We start from the raw sequence: 16,373 nt of genomic DNA on the forward strand, positions 1-16,373 counted from the left end.
CCACCGCATAGTCATTGGAAATTTGCATATTCTTCCAAAACGCTTTGCTTGCTTTAGAGTTGGCCGGCTTTTTGCTTGAAAGAGAAATATTCTCCTCTTGCTAAAATTGATGACTTATGTGGCAGAAGCTTAAACGTAGTTTATTTTTACAGGTTCTTTGTGCTCTCTTTCTAGGAGTTGCAGTTGGGGCTGGTTTTCATGATTTCTCCCTATCTTTAAAGCCATTGGGCGATGGTTTTATTTCTTTGATTAAAATGCTGATTGCACCCATTGTGTTTTGTGTCGTTGTACTGGGAATCTATGGTGCAAATGACATCAAAAAAATGGGCAAAGTCGGTGCAAAAACCATTCTCTATTTTGAAGTGGTCACCAGTATTGCTTTAGTTTTAGGCATTATTGTGGCTTATGTATTTAAACCGGGCGTCGGTATGAATATCGATATCAGCCATTTAGATGCAAAAGATTTAAGTACCTATACCGAACGCGCTCATGAAATGCACACAGGTTCGGAATTTCTACTCAACATTATTCCAAAAACATTCACTGCCGCTTTTGCAAACGGCGATATTTTACAAGTTTTACTCATCGCTATTTTATTTGGTGTATCACTACTTTTAATTCCAAAACATTTGGCAGAGTTAGTACGTCAGGCGCTTGAAGCTTTTTCAGAAGTATTCTTTAAAATTATGGGTCTGATTATTCGTTTAGCACCGATTGGGGTATTCGGATCTGTGGCCTATACCACCGCCAAATTTGGTTTAGATTCACTTCTACAATTGGGCTATTTGGTTCTACTGTTTTATGCGACCTGCATTTTATTTGTTGTGGTTGTCTTAGGTTCAATTTTAAAACTTGCCGGTCTCAACATCTTCAAATTTGTGGCTTATTTTAAAGATGAGTTAGCGATTGTTTTAGGTACAGCATCTTCTGATTCTGTTTTACCCCAAATTATGAAAAAGCTCAGAAATCTGGGAATTAAAGATTCAACGGTAGGTCTGGTCATTCCTACGGGTTATTCTTTTAACTTAGATGGGTTTTCAATTTACTTAACTTTAGGGGTGATCTTTATTGCACAAGCCTGCAATATTGATTTATCCACTCACGACCTGTTGGCTATTTTGCTGGTTTCACTCATCACTTCTAAAGGCGCCCACGGTATTCCCGGCTCAGCTTTAGTTATTCTTGCAGCAACACTGTCAGTTATTCCAAGCCTTCCTGCGATTGGCTTAGTACTTCTACTGTCCGTAGATTGGTTCATTGGCATTATTCGTGCGTGTACCAACTTAATCGGTAACTGTGTTGCTGCTGTAGTGATTGCACACTGGGAAAAAGATATTGACCATGCTCAAGCCAAAGCAGTGTTAGATACAAAACCTTAAATCCATTATGAGAACATTAAATCGTCTTTGGTTTAATGTTCTCTATTTTTCAAGCTGACAAGCAAGTAACGCCGTTTCAAAAGCCAACCAATCGTGATGATGTGCGCTAATGATTTCAATACGGTTATCAATACCCTCTTCACCAGACTTATAATTAAACTGATCAGGATTAAAGTTAAAAACTTTCCAACCTTGATCTGTATTAAAAATTCCCTTAATTCGAAGCCAGTCTTGCTGCACACATAATAAATCTAGCAAATTATAAAAATCGAATTTCCAGCGTTTAGGTAATTTCCAACCTGCGACAATATAGCCTTGCGCCGACTCGACATAATGATAAGGTAATTGCTGAATTTCCTTCTTAACTTCGGTTTCAGTCATTTGCTTTTGAAGTTTAAGTAAAGGCTGTATAGATCGCTCAGTTAAACGAGCAGCTACATCAATTTTATTTAAAGCTAACTGACCATTTTCAGTTTTAATCCACTCTTGGTGATAAGGCTGATATTCTTCTTTTAATAACTCAAGCGCCTGATCATCTTCAAAAGTCATCACATCAGTATGTGACACCACCACAATCTGGGCAGCTTTTAACTGATCTTCATAAAGGTTTTGTTTAACCCAGTTTGTATCGTGCAAACGGCTACCATCAACAACAGTGATTAATGCTCGCATGGCTAAACTACTTTGCCAATGAGGTTCAGTCAGTTGGTCAAATAATTGAGAAGGATGCCCAAGTCCTGTCGGTTCAATAAAGAGTCTATCTGGCTTTTGTTCACTCAATAGACGGGCTAAAGCAATATGCATAGGCAATTGACTGCTACAACACAAGCAACCACCTAATAATTCTTTGACCGCATATCCTTCATCTTGAGGTAAGAGTTGTTGGTCTACTCCAATTTGCCCAAACTCATTCATTAATACCGCCCAAACCTCATCTTTAGGCTTCTGACTTAATAAATGCTGTAATAATGTGGTTTTGCCTGCCCCTAAAAAACCGGAAATAATATGGGTAGGAACAGTTTTTTGGGCAATAAATTTCACAAGCGACTCAAATCAACAAGGTTTCAAAACTAAGAAAGGTATATCACTGTTTAAGTACCATGAAAATGATTTTTCACTTTGAAGATATACTTTTCAATTATCAGGCTAAAACACTTAATATGTGACATACATCTCACTCAAAATCTAAATTAACTTTTGACAATTAAAATTCAAACGGAATATTCTATTTATGCGCATTCACAATTCATGCCAGAGTGTTAGGTTTACGTAACTGATTTGGTTTTTTTTCACTCAGAAGGAAATATTTTTTCACATTTTAAGGTGTATTTAAGCCCCTTAATTTTACAGATTGCTCACATAAATGATCCGTATATTTCATATTGTTAAGATAGCCGTAATAGATTGTTAAGTTAATTGATGTAATTCGAAGCTCAGCTTAGCATGTGTCCTAGCTTAGTCATTCAGCCATACAGGTTTCATGTAGGTACGAACGATTAGGTTTAATTTATTTTTAAATGAAATTTAAGGATGCCATAAAATGAAATTAGCTAAAACTTTACTCGCTACTACACTTGCTTTAACTGCTGCTTCAACTTTCGCTGCTTCTAAGCACGACCAAGCACATAACACTGCTGGTGAAGAAAAAGTTGTTGTTTCAACTCAAGAACAAGCAAACACTGCAAATGCTGCATCTGATGCTGTAGGTTCTGCTTCTGAAGCTGCTCCTGCAACTCGTTAATTCTCTAAGCACTCTCCTCCAAGCTCAGAGATAATTTTACTGAAATGAAAAATGGACGCTGAATTTTAGTAAAGAAGAGAAAGGATCGAGCCATGCTGCGGTTCGGTCCTTTTTTAATTCGATCTGTTTTTTTAAGAAGTTTTCTTATACATGCTACAAGATGGATTATGGTTTTCTTGTAGACGTAAAACTTTACGGTGCTCAGCTGCTTCAAAGCGGCAACGCTTCCACTCTGTATCAAGTTTTAAATGAGGCACTTCACATGGCTTGCCCTGTTCATCAACAGCAACCATCGTGAAATAACAGCTATTGGTATGGCGCACTGTGCGCTTCTGAATATTTTGGGCTTCAACACGTATTCCGACTTCCATTGAAGTACGGCCTACATGGTTAACACTTGCCAAGAAGGTTACCAGCTCACCTACATAAATAGGTTCTTTAAAATTTACTTTATCTACAGATAAAGTCACCACGTAGCCACCCGAATAACGACTTGCGCAAGCGTAAGCGACTTGATCTAGTAGTTTTAGAATCGTACCACCATGAACATTACCTGAAAAATTCGCCATGTCAGGCGTCATCAAAACTGACATCGTCAATTCAGACTGATCATCAGTTGCTGTGGTTATTTCATCTAATGTAGGCATAGCTAAACTCTGTGTCTTAAAACAAGCTCAGACAACATTATGGTTGATAATTCACAAAAAAAACATGCTTAAATCCACAACATAGCATTGTATTTTTTAATATCTTTGATTGTTTTTTAAAATTTAAATTTTTAAGACATTATTTTTAAAGTTCTTTTTTAAAGATTTTTTTTATTTATCTTAGTTTTTTTAGAAGATGCTATGCCATTTTATTCCACGCTTAATGGCATAGCAGGATGTTATAGGCCACTCGCTATACTTTAGTAATAACGCCTGTCACACCATTAATGATCATATCAATGGCGATCGTACCGATTAATAAAGCGGATAAACGCCCGACAATATCAAAATAGCGGTCGATATGCTTGGCATGTTTATAGCGTAAATGATCATGTGAAAATTTCATCAAAATCAAAATACTGCATGTTAAGAACAAGGTGAAGGCAATCACTAGGGCTGCCTCACCAATTGACATTTCAATACCTGTGACCACAGCCGCACTAATGGTACCCGGGCCGATCATAAATGGCATGGCAATGGTGCCGGCCAGATGCTCTGGTGCACCACGCATTTCACCAATCGTATCGGCACCCTGAAAAACATAGCGATAGCCAATCACCAAAAAGATGAGGCCTCCAAAAATCTGAAAGGCTTCAAAACGTACATTCAGATATTTACTAAAAATTGTTTCGCCGCCCCATGCAAATAGCATGAACACGACAAAAGCAATCAAACTTCCCTGAATCAGTGCTTTATTAAACACCTTGGCTTCTGAATGACGGATCAGGCCAATCATGTAGATGCTCATTAGAAATGGATTGAGCAACGAGAAAAATAAAGCAAAAGAATGTAGATAAGGAGAAGCCATGCATTTTCCTCTTAAGCTTGTGGATCTGGGAACAATGGACGATTCCCTGGGCTAATACGATTAATATGTAAGAACGTCATATGTCTTTCATATTTATCTAAAATGTCATTAATAACCTGTTCTTTACTGTAACCGACCAGATCGTTATCTTGAGAGCCATCATAAAGATAGGTTTCAAGACGGTAATAGAACTGTTTACCTCGTTTCACACGTTGACTGAAATTCGGTGCGCTATAACGTACAGGCCAGATCTGGTAAACGAAGTTTTGTTCTTCTTCCAAATGAATAGTGAAATCCAGATGGAAAAGCGTTTCTTCATCTTCAAGCGGCGTTTGCTGCACATCTACATTCATGCCCTGCTTAATAAGCTCACCAGCAACGGCTTGAACAGCAGGTAGACAAACTGCATCTAACATGCGTTGGGTTTCAGTGGTTCCCGGATGATGCATCACTCGAGTTAAACGCTGTTTCCAATTCAGAATATCGACATTACCTACCACTGGAGCTGCGTTCATACTTCGACTGGCTTGCCTATAATCTTCAAGCCTCAGCGACTTATAAAGCCCTGCCATCACAAGGAACATTACGAAACTAAACGGTAGTCCCATAATGATGGTCGCGTTTTGCAAAGCAGTAATTCCGTTGGTCATGAGCATGGCAAGCGTTAATAAACCAATAGCCACTGCCCAAAATACGCTTAACCAACGCGGAGCATCATTATCGATATTCGTGAGTTTAGTCGTGAAGTTACCTAAAACCAGCGCTCCCGAATCGGCAGAAGTCACGTAGAACAAAAGCCCTGTTACGGTGGCAATTGAAGCGATAAAGGTAAAGCCTGGATATTGCGCTAACAGGTCATAAAAACCATGAGCCGGATTTGCTAATACAGTCGCTGCTAAGGTTTGGTTGCCTTCAAAAATAACGCTGTGCAGTGCACTATTACCAAAAATGGATAACCAGGTGAGTGTAAATAGAAGCGGAATAATTAAGGTACCGCATACAAACTCACGAATGGTACGCCCTCTTGAAATACGTGCCAGAAAGAGTCCTACAAATGGAGACCAAGCAATCCACCACGCCCAGAAGAAGAAAGTCCAACTACTCATCCACTCTTTAGGCTGTTCAAAAGCAAAACTTTGTAATGCTAAAGCAGGGAAACGAGTTAAATAGTCACCAATATTTTGGACAAGGGCATTAAGTAAAAACTCAGTATTTCCCAAGAATAAAATAAATAGCAATAACCCGACCGAAACATAAATATTGATTTCAGATAAAATCCGCAGGCCTTTATTGACCCCAGATGTCACCGAAATAACACTAATACCAACCGCGACAGCAATCAGGATAAATTGCATCCAGATATTTTCTGGTAACCCCAATAACACATGTAGGCCATAATTCAGCTGTACCACTCCAATCCCGCAGGTCGTTGCAATACCAAAAATTGTCCCGATCACGGCAGCCGTATCAACACTATGCCCAATTGCTCCATTAATTCTGTTCCCGAAAATTGGGTAAAGTGCAGAACGAATGGTAAGTGGTAAGTTATAACGATAGCTAAAGTATCCCAATGACATGCCAATCAAGGCATACATACACCAACCGGTTAAACCATAGTGGAATAAGGTCCAGACCATACTCTGGCGTGCTGCTTCATAAGTCTGGCCTGCTCCGACCGGAGGTTGCATATAATGAGATAATGGTTCAGCGACCGAGAAGAACATCAGATCGATACCGATACCAGCCGAAAACAGCATCGCAGACCAACTGAGTAAACTAAACTCAGGTTTTGAATGCTTAGGTCCTAATTTAATACTGCCGTATCTTGAACAGGCAATAAAAATCACAAAAACCATATATAACGTTGCGGCAAGCAGATAATACCAACCAAAGGTTGAAGTTACCCACTGGAGTACGGTGTTCATGACTCTATTTGCAAAATCATTGAACAAAAACGTGACGAGAGAAAAAATTAAAATAAGTACAGCTGAAAAATAAAAAACCACACGGTTGAGCGGGTCTTTTTTAGATTTAGATAATGTTAAATCATCAACTGCTCTTGGATTATCTGTTGCCATACAATCCTCAAGGAATAAAATAAAAACAAAATATTTAATTTCGTCTTTTCACTCTTATTTAAAACAATGAAAAGACGACTTTAAACGCAAAAAATAATATATAGATGTGATTGGTTGGGGTTATAAAACCTCAGTCACTTTATTCTGGTCACAATTCGACGGAACCGAAATGTCTTTTGAAACAGCTAACTGTTTTTTCACTAATTGAGGGTCAAAATCATCTTGCTTTAACGCTTTGGCTAAACCAAACATATAAAGCAAAATAATGACTGAAAATGGTAAACCACATAACACCACAGCACTTTGCATGGAGTTAAAACTACCGGCTAAAAGCAAGCCAATACTTACAATGGTAATTACCACAGACCAAAAAACGCGTAACCAGATCGGTGAATCACTATCATTGGTGCCCCCTTTTGAGGACAAATTAGCGATCATTAGTGTACCAGAGCCAACTGGTGTCAAAAATAAAACGAAACAAATTACAACAACAATGCCAGCAACATACGGATTAAACGGCAGATATTCGAGTAACTTAAATAAAGATAATGCCGGATCAGTTAAAACCATATCGCCCAAAACTTTCTGTTTCTGGTTCAAGATAAAGTAAATGGCCGTATTTCCAAAAACCGAGATCCAAGCCAGCGTAAAACCTAGAGGAATCAGGCATACACCTAATACAACCTCACGAATCGTACGTCCTTTTGAAATGCGCGCAATAAACATGCCGACAAAAGGCGCCCAAGCAATCCACCAAGCCCAATAAAATACGGTCCACGAACCTAGCCAGCCACTGGCTTTTTGATTGTATAAATACATATCAAAGCTTTTACCAATAAAATTGCTTAGATAATCTCCCATATTCTGTACAAGACCATTTAATAAATGATTTGTAGGACCTGTTAAAAATACAAATAAAAGTAAGGCATACAGCAGACGTAAATTAATACGTGATAACCACGCCAAACCTTTTTCAATCCCAACCACTGTCGTAATCGTGGCAACACTCATCATGATGAGAACAGCAGCAATTAAAGTCACTGAGTTATTAGGAATTTGCGGAAGTAAATAACAAATGCCTGATACCAGCACCAATGCTCCGATTCCCAAGTTGGTGACCAAGGAAATAACCGTCGCTAAAATTCCAAAACCATCGACGAAATCACCAACCAACCCATGGACTCGCTCGCCAAAAATTGGATAAAGCGCCGAACGCAAAGCTAGTGGTAAATTTTGTCTGAAAGCAAAATAACCTAAAGTAACTCCGAGCAATGCATAGAGTACCCAGCCATGGATGCCCCAATGCAAAAAGCTATAAGTCATCGCATTACGCGCTGCCTGAATTGTTCCTGACTCACCTTCTGGCGGTCTTAAGAAATGATCAACAGGTTCAGCAACACCATAATAAAGTAGTGCAATACCAATCCCTGCCGAGAACAACATTGAAGTCCAAGCCAGATAACTAAACTCTGGTTTGTCGTCGTCTTTTCCTAAAGGAATCTGCCCTACTTTTGAAAAAGCAAGCCAAGCGACAAAGCCCAAACACAGCACAATAACCAACATGTAATACCACCCAAAAAAGTGATTTACCTGCTCTTGTACATAGGTCAGCCAAAACTGACTTTTTTCTGGAAACAGCACAAAAAGTAGGCCAAAAATGCCAATACTGATGGCTGAACTCCAAAATACAAAACGATTTAACCGAATATGGTCTGAAGAATATTTATCACTTTTCAACACCATCTTATTGCTCCTTGCAATCGGTGTATTTTCTCAAAATAACGTGATAAGTAATGTACTTATGCGCATCATCCTATTCTTAACAACTCTTGATTTCACCTCTTTATTCCTAGAGGCAATCTTCAAAAATTCATTGATTTTTACATATCATACTTGTTATTGATTGAACGTTCAATCAATAACAAGTATGATAAAAAAAGTGCTATGATGCTCTGCAAGTTAACATGCTGAATTTAAAGCACCACTAAAAGTGCTGATGTGGAAAAACATGACAAAACGCAGAGTAAAACCAGAGCACGTGCGACGTGAAGAAATTATGAATGCCGCACTCGACGTAATTTATGAAGTGGGGTTATCCAATACCACCATTGCTCAAATTGCAAAAAAAGCCGAGCTGTCGACCGGCATTGTCAGCCATTATTTTGGTGACAAACAAGGGTTGATAAATACCTGTATGCAAGAAATGTTAAATGTTCTGCGTCGTAAAACCGAACAGTACAGAACAGAAGCAGATTCGCATCCAGAGAGCCAAATTAAGGCCATTATCGACTCGAACTTTGACATTAGTCAGGTCAATGAAAAAGCAATGCGGGTCTGGTTAGACTTTTGGTCAGCAAGTATGCATGTACCAGACTTAAGCCGCTTGCAAAAGATTAATGATCAACGCCTGTACTCTAACTTGAAGTTTTATTTCCTCAAGTTAATGAATGAACAACAGGCCAGTGTTGCCGCTAGAGGGTTGGCAGCATTGATTGATGGATTATGGTTACGAGGCAGTTTAAGCCGTCATAACGAATTTGACAGCAATCTTGCCCGTTCCATTGCTTACGATTATGTACAAACGCAAGTTCAATTTGCGAACAAGCCTTTGCAGGAGAGACAAAATGAGTGATGCACAAGTTCATCAACTGTATATCCATGGACGCTACGTTAAAGCAACCAGTGGTAAAACATTTAATAGTATTAACCCTGCCAACGGCGAGACAATCGCGACTCTTCAGCAAGCTTCTGAACAAGATATTGAAGCTGCTGTACAAAGTGCCCAACAAGGACAAAAAATCTGGGCTGCCATGACTGCCATGGAACGTTCACGTATTTTACGTCGTGCTGTCGACATTCTTCGTGAACGTAATGATGAGCTTGCCCGTCTTGAAACACTCGACACAGGTAAAGCTTTTAGCGAAACATCTACAGTCGATATTGTGACTGGCGCAGATGTACTCGAATACTACGCAGGACTTGCAACAGCTATTCAAGGCGAACAAGTTCCACTTCGCGAATCAAGTTTCTTTTATACACGCCGTGAACCTTTAGGCGTAGTTGCTGGTATTGGTGCTTGGAACTATCCAATTCAAATCGCTTTATGGAAATCTGCCCCTGCCCTTGCTGCGGGTAATGCCATGATTTTCAAACCAAGTGAAACCACTCCACTCACTGCATTTAAACTTGCAGAAATCTATACAGAAGCAGGCGTTCCAGACGGCGTATTTAACGTGGTGCAAGGTGCTGGTCGTGAAATCGGTCAGTGGCTCACTGAACATCCTGTGATTGAAAAAATCTCATTTACTGGTGGTGTGGAAACTGGCAAAAAAGTCATGGCAAGTGCTGCTGGCTCTACGCTAAAAGAAGTGACTATGGAACTTGGCGGTAAATCTCCACTCATTATTTGTGAAGATGCCGACCTGAACCGTGCAGCAGATATTGCAGTCATGGCGAACTTCTTTAGCTCAGGTCAGGTATGTACTAACGGTACACGCGTATTTGTTCCAAAATCACTTTTAGCCGACTTTGAAAAAGCTGTTGTAGAGCGTGTAAAACGTATTCGCATTGGCGATCCAATCGCTGAAGACACGAACTTTGGTCCGCTCACTAGCTTCCCTCATATGGAAAAAGTGTTGTCTTTCATTGAGTCAGGCAAACAACAAGGCGCTAAAGTGTTAATCGGTGGTGGGCGTGCGACTGAAGGCGAACTTGCTAAAGGCGCTTATGTACTACCGACTGTATTTAGCGACTGCACTGACCAGATGGCGATTGTTCAAGAAGAAATTTTTGGGCCTGTCATGAGCATTTTAAGCTATGAAACCGAAGAAGAAGTCATCCGTCGTGCCAACGACACGACCTTTGGTTTAGCTGCTGGCGTTGTTACGCAAGACATTAGCCGCGCTCATCGCATTATTCACCAAATTGAAGCTGGTATTTGCTGGATTAACACGTGGGGCGAATCGCCTGCCGAGATGCCAGTGGGTGGCTACAAACAATCTGGCGTGGGCCGAGAAAATGGCTTGACCACACTTGGGCACTATACCCGTATCAAATCTATTCAAGTTGAACTTGGCGATTATCAAAGCATTTTTTAATGCCTAAATCGCTCTAAACACTTCAACCTAAATCACATATGCCGAGCAGTCTTTATAGATTGCTCAGGCAAACTGTTAGTAAAAAAAGGATAGTTATGAATATTAAAGAATATGATTACATTATTATTGGCGCAGGATCTGCCGGAAATGTACTCGCTGCGCGTCTGACTGAAGACAAAGATACCACCGTTTTACTCTTAGAAGCGGGTGGCCCAGATTATCGATTGGATTTCCGTACACAAATGCCAGCAGCTTTGGCCTACCCTCTTCAAGGTCGTCGCTATAACTGGGCTTATTTAACCGACCCTGAACCGCACATGAATAACCGTCGTATGGAATGTGGTCGTGGTAAAGGTTTAGGTGGCTCATCTTTAATTAATGGCATGTGCTATATCCGTGGTAACGCAATGGATTTAGAACAATGGGCAACTCATAAAGGCCTTGAAAACTGGACTTATGCCGATTGTTTGCCTTACTACAAAAAAGCCGAAACTCGTGACATTGGTGGCAATGACTACCATGGTGATAACGGCCCGGTATCCGTTGCGACACCTAAAAATGGTAATAACGTTTTGTTCCATGCCATGGTTGAAGCAGGTGTACAAGCAGGTTACCCACGTACTGATGACTTAAATGGTTATCAACAAGAAGGCTTTGGTCCAATGGACCGCACGGTTACTCCAAAAGGTCGCCGTTCAAGTACCGCACGTGGTTATTTGGATATGGCAAAAAGTCGTCCGAACCTGACTATTTTGACTCACGCGACAACCAATAAAATATTGTTTAATCAAAAACAAGCGGTTGGTGTTGAATACATTATTGGTGCTGACCAAAACAATTTACAACGTGCATTGGTTAAACGCGAAGTATTACTGTGTGCGGGCGCAATTGCATCACCACAAATTTTACAACGTTCAGGTGTAGGTCAAAGTACTTTCTTAAAATCGATGGACATTGATGTCGTTCATGATTTACCGGGTGTAGGTGAAAACCTGCAAGACCACTTAGAAATGTACTTACAATATAAATGTAAGCAACCCGTTTCTTTATACCCTGCCTTGAAATGGTATAACCAACCTGCCATTGGTGCCGAGTGGTTATTTAATGGTACAGGTGTTGGCGCAAGTAACCAGTTTGAAGCGGGCGGATTTATCCGTAGTTCGGACGAGTTCAAATGGCCAAACATTCAGTACCATTTCTTGCCAGTTGCTATTAACTACAACGGTAGTAATGCCGTGAAAGAACATGGTTTCCAAGCACACGTAGGTTCAATGCGTTCCCCTTCACGAGGCCGTATTAGACTGAAATCAAAAGATCCGTTTGAGCATCCAAGTATCTTATTTAACTACATGTCGACTGAACAAGACTGGCGTGAGTTCCGTGATGCGATTCGAATTACACGTGAAATCATGCAGCAACCTGCGCTTGATCCATATCGCGGTGAAGAAATTAGTCCGGGCAAACATGTGCAAACCGATGCAGAGCTTGATGATTTTGTTCGTAACCATGCTGAAACCGCTTACCATCCGTCTTGTAGCTGTAAGATGGGCGAAGACGAAATGGCTGTCGTAGATGGTCAAGGCCGTGTCCATGGTATGCAAAGCTTACGTGTGGTCGATGCCTCAATCATGCCGCTGATTATTACCGGTAACTTAAATGCAACCACCATTATGATTGCCGAGAAAATTGCAGACCAGATTCGTGGACGTGAAGCTTTACCACGTTCAACTGCACCATTCTATGTAGCATCATAAAATCTTAAAGGGCATATTTCTTATGCAGAGATATGCCCTTAATTTCATATTTATTGAGCCAATATTAATAAGAACTATGTATGACAGAAAATAAGCATGTGTAAGGAGCGTATTTACATAAAAATGCCATGAAATAAAAAATAATCTATTTTTATAGACAAATATTCTTCAAATGATCCAACTTTAATCAAATAAATATTATTATTTTAATTTCAAAAACTTAAGACAAAACAATTAACTTAAACTATCTTATAAACGCTCAATTTGATTAAATATAAATCATATTTATGATTTTAATGAACCCCATTTATTATAAAAATTGTCTTGTCAATGCAAAATTAGTCTAAAATATAGAGTGTTTGCGATAATCCCAAGTTATTTTTCTTTTTTTAAAGTTCTCTGTTTTGGAGAATTTTATTTTCGCATTTATATCCATTTTGTCTGGATACGCTGTCTAGGTTTCCTCACACCTTAAGTGACTCAAATAACTTATTTTAAGGTCCCCCTTACATGAAAAAGTTTTTGAAATACCTTCTGGTATTAATCATTCTTATTTTAATTGCAGGTATCGTTTTCTTGTTTAGACCAACTGCGTCAAAACAAGTCGAAACTGCTAAAGATGAACCAGTTGTTGATGCTGTTCTTGTTGGCGGCGGCATCATGAGTGCCACTCTCGGTACTTATTTCACTGAGCTTGAACCAAACTGGCAAATTCGTATGTATGAACGTCTTGACCAAGTTGCTCAAGAAAGTTCAAACGGCTTTAACAATGCCGGAACAGGCCACTCTGGCTTTATGGAAATGAACTATACCGAAGAGAAAAACGGTAAGATGGAAATTGCCAAAGCTGAAAAAGTTGCTTCTCAATTTGAAGTCGCTAAACAGTTCTGGTCACATCAGGTAAAACAAGGTGTTTTAGCTGAACCAAAATCATTCATTAATCCAGTTCCGCACATTGCTTTCGTTTGGGGCGATAACGTTCAATTCTTAGAAAAACGTTATGCTGCCATGATTCAAAGCCCGCTGTTCAAAGGTATGAAATTTACTGAAGACCCAGCTGTAATTAAACAATGGGCACCTTTAGTCATGAACGATCGTGACCCTAGTCAAAAAGTTGCAGCAACTCGTATGGATGTTGGCTCTGACGTTAACTATGGTTCAATCACTAAACAATTAGTGAGTCATTTAAATCAAAATCCTAATTTCAAATTACAGACTTCAACTGAAGTGACTGGCATCAGCCAAAATGATGACAAAACTTGGACTGTGTCTTTCAAAAATTTGAAAACTGGTAAAGTAGATCACGTTAAAACACGTTTTGTATTTATTGGTGCAGGTGGTGCAGCGGTTAAATTATTGCAACTTACTGGTTTACCAGAAGCTAAACAATATGCAGGCTTCCCTGTAGGTGGTGAGTTCTTAATTACTGACAACCCAAAAATTACTGCTGAACATACTGCAAAAGTATATGGCCGTGCTGAACTTGGTGCGCCTCCAATGTCTGTACCACATATTGATACACGTTATATCGACGGTAAAAAATATGTATTGTTTGGACCATTTGCAACTTATTCAAACAAGTTCCTAAAAAATGGTTCTCAGCTTGATTTGCTTGCATCAACCAACAAAAACAACGTTTTACCAATGACCACTGTTGGCTTGGAAAACCTTGATCTTGTTAAATACTTGGTAAGCCAAGTAATGATGTCAGACAAAGACCGTCTAAATGAACTTCGTAAATACTACCCAGATGCGAAAGCTGAAGACTGGCGTTTAAGCCAAGGTGGTCAACGTGTTCAGATCATCAAGAAAGAACCGGGTAAACCAGCAACGCTTCAATTCGGTACAGAAATCTTTGCGTCTAAAGATGGTGCTGTAACTGCATTGTTAGGTGCGTCTCCGGGTGCTTCGACTTCTCCATACATCATGCTTAACTTACTTGAAAAAGCTTTCCCTCAGCAAACTGAAGGTAAGTGGAATCAGAAGCTTCATGAAATTGTAGTGTCTTATAAACAAGACTTAAGCAAAGACCCTGTGTTACTCGACAAAGTTCGTCAATACACAAGTTCTACACTTGGCTTGAACTATACATCTCCGTTCAAAGCTGCAAACGATGAAACTGCTGCTGCACCTGTTGCAAAAGCAAACTAAGTTTGATGATGTATAAGTAAAATATCAAAAGGATGAATTTCGATTCGTCCTTTTGTTTTTTAAGACCTTAGTTGAGATATTTAGACTAATCATGACACCTTTAAAATCATCACCTCACCTCTTATCATTTTGTTTTAAGCTCGTACTTGTTTTACTACTGGCTTATCTTTTGTTGAGCGGTTTTTATATGTGGATGATAGGTGGTACCGCCATTTATGTCAGTTCGGCCGTGTTACTTATCATGACTGCTTATATCTTTAAGCTCGGTAAATATCAAAAGCTATGTGCTGTTTTAAATCTGCTCATCAGTGCTACCACGTTATATTTCAGCACGGCTCATCTATTTTTCTCACCTGTTCAATTCTTTATATTTTTACCTGCCCTGTTTTTTGTTTTATTGGCTTTTGCTCGCCTAGAAAAAGTTCGCGCTCTATCTAAGTTTCTAATATTACTTAGTTTATTGATTTGGTGTAGCATACACTTTACCCAGCTCAAGCAGCTTCAAGCCTATTATCAAACCCAGCACACAGGGGAAAGCTGGCAGCAATTTGGTGCGCTATAAGATTATTTTTTATTCTATATTCTCAAAAAAATACATACTCTTTTTCACATGAAGTTCATCAGTAAAACTGAACATCATCTACAGAAATCCTTTTAAGAAAAAATATTCATAACAATCTAATTTATTTAGAAATATATCGAGCATATTAGCGATTGAACACGGCTCATCTACACGCTAGATTAATCAAATATTTTTTCTCCCTTTATGTTGTAATTTATGAAGATTTTAGATGGCGGTTTAGGCCGTGAATTGGCCCGTCGTGGCGCTCCGTTTCGTCAACCAGAGTGGTCTGCGCTTGCACTGATTGAAGCACCAGAAACAGTAAAAGAAGTACATCTCGATTTTATTAACGCGGGTTCCGAAGTTATTACGACTAATAACTACGCTGTTGTGCCTTTTCATATTGGACAAGAACGCTTTGAAACTGACGGCGTGCGTTTAATTCAAGTTGCTATTGAACAAGCGAAAAATGCAGTTAAAGAAAGCGGCAAAAATGTCAAAATTGCAGGCTGCTTACCACCGTTATTTGGTTCTTACCGTGCAGACTTGTTCCAACCTGAACAGGCTAAAAACCTTGCTGAGCCAATCATTAACACATTGGCACCAGAGGTTGATTTCTGGCTCGCTGAAACTCAGTCTTGCTTAAAAGAAGTTGAAACAGTACACGCGTTATTGCCACAAGATGGTAAGGACTATTGGGTATCCTTCACGCTGCAAGATGAAGTTAAACAAGAGCAAGCACTACTTCGTTCAGGCGAAAACATGCAACAAGTGGCTGATTTCATCAAACAATCAAATGCCAAAGCTGTATTGTTTAACTGTTGCCAACCTGAAGTGATCTTGCAAGCGATTAATGAAATTAAAGGACTTATTCCAGAGTCTGTACAAATTGGTGCCTATGCAAATGCTTTCCCACCTCAAGATAGCAGCGCAACCGCGAACGATGGTCTTGATGAAGTTCGTAAAGATTTAGATGCTCCAGCTTATCTTGGTTTTGCTAAGCAGTGGCAGCAAGCAGGCGCAAGTTTGGTAGGTGGTTGCTGCGGTATTGGCCCAGAACACATTGCCGAACTTTCTCAATTTTTTAAAGAATAAA

At 39.6% G+C, this 16,373-nt stretch carries 13 protein-coding genes; 8 read left to right on the plus strand and 5 right to left on the minus strand.

The genetic code is table 11. The features are described from left to right. Positions 1–116 precede the first annotated feature (116 nt). Positions 117–1,379 (plus strand): C4-dicarboxylate transporter DctA, encoded by a 1,263-nt coding sequence (gene dctA, locus F968_RS14115; RefSeq protein WP_004794051.1) that lies wholly within the window; start codon positions 117–119, stop codon positions 1,377–1,379. Positions 1,380–1,421: 42 nt separating this feature from the next. Here the strand turns inward: dctA and F968_RS14120 are convergent, their stop codons facing one another. After that, the gene (locus F968_RS14120) at positions 1,422–2,420 is read right to left on the minus strand and encodes a CobW family GTP-binding protein (RefSeq protein WP_004794052.1); all 999 of its coding nucleotides are present in this window, start codon (positions 2,418–2,420) and stop codon (positions 1,422–1,424) included. A gap of 499 nt (positions 2,421–2,919) precedes the next feature. Between F968_RS14120 and F968_RS14125 the strand changes: the two genes are divergently transcribed. Next, positions 2,920–3,120 (plus strand): hypothetical protein, encoded by a 201-nt coding sequence (locus tag F968_RS14125; RefSeq protein ID WP_000761577.1) that lies wholly within the window; start codon positions 2,920–2,922, stop codon positions 3,118–3,120. Between the two features lie 131 nt (positions 3,121–3,251). Here the strand turns inward: F968_RS14125 and F968_RS14130 are convergent, their stop codons facing one another. The 4 genes from F968_RS14130 to F968_RS14145 form a co-directional block, all read right to left on the minus strand. Beyond that, entirely contained in the window at positions 3,252–3,767 is a 516-nt protein-coding gene (locus tag F968_RS14130; RefSeq protein WP_004794053.1) for an acyl-CoA thioesterase, read from the minus strand. A 253-nt stretch (positions 3,768–4,020) separates the two neighbouring features. After that, the gene (locus tag F968_RS14135; RefSeq protein WP_004794054.1) at positions 4,021–4,635 is read right to left on the minus strand and encodes a MarC family protein; all 615 of its coding nucleotides are present in this window, start codon (positions 4,633–4,635) and stop codon (positions 4,021–4,023) included. 11 nt (positions 4,636–4,646) lie between these two features. Beyond that, a complete protein-coding gene (locus F968_RS14140; protein WP_004794055.1) occupies positions 4,647–6,713 on the minus strand; it encodes a choline transporter in 2,067 nt (688 codons plus the stop codon). 120 nt (positions 6,714–6,833) lie between these two features. Beyond that, complete coding sequence (locus F968_RS14145; protein WP_004794056.1) at positions 6,834–8,456, minus strand: BCCT family transporter; 1,623 nt, start codon at positions 8,454–8,456, stop codon at positions 6,834–6,836. Positions 8,457–8,721: 265 nt separating this feature from the next. Here F968_RS14145 and betI point away from each other — a divergent pair, with 265 nt between their 5' ends. From betI to F968_RS14175, 6 genes are all read left to right on the plus strand, one after another. Beyond that, complete coding sequence (gene betI / locus F968_RS14150; protein ID WP_004794057.1) at positions 8,722–9,345, plus strand: transcriptional regulator BetI; 624 nt, start codon at positions 8,722–8,724, stop codon at positions 9,343–9,345. After that, complete coding sequence (betB, locus tag F968_RS14155) at positions 9,338–10,810, plus strand: betaine-aldehyde dehydrogenase (protein ID WP_004794058.1); 1,473 nt, start codon at positions 9,338–9,340, stop codon at positions 10,808–10,810. Before betI ends, betB begins: the two co-directional genes overlap by 8 nt. A 95-nt stretch (positions 10,811–10,905) precedes the next feature. Then, positions 10,906–12,564, plus strand: a complete 1,659-nt coding sequence (gene betA, locus F968_RS14160; protein ID WP_004794061.1) for a choline dehydrogenase — start codon at positions 10,906–10,908, stop codon at positions 12,562–12,564. Positions 12,565–13,074: 510 nt separating this feature from the next. Beyond that, positions 13,075–14,715, plus strand: coding sequence for a malate dehydrogenase (quinone) (gene mqo / locus F968_RS14165; protein ID WP_004794062.1), 1,641 nt, complete (start codon positions 13,075–13,077; stop codon positions 14,713–14,715). Between the two features lie 91 nt (positions 14,716–14,806). Next, the gene (locus F968_RS14170; protein WP_034596352.1) at positions 14,807–15,277 is read left to right on the plus strand and encodes a hypothetical protein; all 471 of its coding nucleotides are present in this window, start codon (positions 14,807–14,809) and stop codon (positions 15,275–15,277) included. Between the two features lie 216 nt (positions 15,278–15,493). Next, positions 15,494–16,372 (plus strand): homocysteine S-methyltransferase family protein, encoded by an 879-nt coding sequence (locus F968_RS14175; protein WP_004794064.1) that lies wholly within the window; start codon positions 15,494–15,496, stop codon positions 16,370–16,372. Position 16,373 lies beyond the last annotated feature (1 nt).

The organism is Acinetobacter sp. NIPH 817 (assembly GCF_000368405.1).
Taxonomy (GTDB): Bacteria; Pseudomonadota; Gammaproteobacteria; order Pseudomonadales; family Moraxellaceae; genus Acinetobacter.

Bases quoted from the DNA above. Each gene is read 5' to 3' on its own strand.
- dctA (WP_004794051.1), top strand. From the start codon at position 117: ATGTGGCAGAAGCTTAAACGTAGTTTATTTTTACAGGTTCTTTGTGCT.
- F968_RS14125 (WP_000761577.1), top strand. From the start codon at position 2,920: ATGAAATTAGCTAAAACTTTACTCGCTACTACACTTGCTTTAACTGCT.
- F968_RS14130 (WP_004794053.1), bottom strand. From the start codon at position 3,767: ATGCCTACATTAGATGAAATAACCACAGCAACTGATGATCAGTCTGAA.
- F968_RS14135 (WP_004794054.1), bottom strand. From the start codon at position 4,635: ATGGCTTCTCCTTATCTACATTCTTTTGCTTTATTTTTCTCGTTGCTC.
- F968_RS14140 (WP_004794055.1), bottom strand. From the start codon at position 6,713: ATGGCAACAGATAATCCAAGAGCAGTTGATGATTTAACATTATCTAAA.
- F968_RS14145 (WP_004794056.1), bottom strand. From the start codon at position 8,456: ATGGTGTTGAAAAGTGATAAATATTCTTCAGACCATATTCGGTTAAAT.
- betI (WP_004794057.1), top strand. From the start codon at position 8,722: ATGACAAAACGCAGAGTAAAACCAGAGCACGTGCGACGTGAAGAAATT.
- betB (WP_004794058.1), top strand. From the start codon at position 9,338: ATGAGTGATGCACAAGTTCATCAACTGTATATCCATGGACGCTACGTT.
- betA (WP_004794061.1), top strand. From the start codon at position 10,906: ATGAATATTAAAGAATATGATTACATTATTATTGGCGCAGGATCTGCC.
- mqo (WP_004794062.1), top strand. From the start codon at position 13,075: ATGAAAAAGTTTTTGAAATACCTTCTGGTATTAATCATTCTTATTTTA.
- F968_RS14170 (WP_034596352.1), top strand. From the start codon at position 14,807: ATGACACCTTTAAAATCATCACCTCACCTCTTATCATTTTGTTTTAAG.
- F968_RS14175 (WP_004794064.1), top strand. From the start codon at position 15,494: ATGAAGATTTTAGATGGCGGTTTAGGCCGTGAATTGGCCCGTCGTGGC.